1 pseudogene is annotated in these 435 nt (G+C 49.9%); it reads left to right on the forward strand.

Annotated features, from left to right (window positions below):
* Positions 1 to 335: pseudogene (locus tag ACTHTY_RS12130) on the forward strand (GTPase ObgE); the annotation flags it as partial.
* Between the last annotated feature and the right edge of the window lie 100 nt (positions 336 to 435).

The following is a 435-nucleotide window of genomic DNA, read 5'->3' on the forward strand; positions in this document are numbered from 1 at the left end:
CTCTACGACAAACCGCGCTGGCTGGTGCTGAACAAACTCGACATGCTCGATGAAGAAGAAGCCCAAGAACGCACCACCGCCTTCCTCGAAGACATCGGCTGGGACTATCCGAAACCAGACGACCGCTTCCAATTTGACATGGAAACCCCGCGCCTCTCCAAATCAGCGCCCTGACCCACCAAGGCACACAGGAATTGGTACACCAAATCAACCAATACCTGACCGAGAAAAAACGCATCGAAGCTGAAAAAGCCGAAGCGGAGCAGGCTGAGGCAAAAGCAGAAATTGCCGAGCAGCAGCCTAAAACAGATACTGGCGTATTTAAGCCGGAGTAAAAAACTTCAGACAACCTTTTTTATCCACAGGCCGTCTGAAAATACACAACATAGGGCGGGTTTTATACCTGCCCTTTCGGTAAGCAGTATTCTTCTTTTT

It is taken from the genome of Neisseria sp. P0019.S002 (genome assembly GCF_051957155.1).
GTDB lineage: Bacteria > Pseudomonadota > Gammaproteobacteria > Burkholderiales > Neisseriaceae > Neisseria > Neisseria perflava.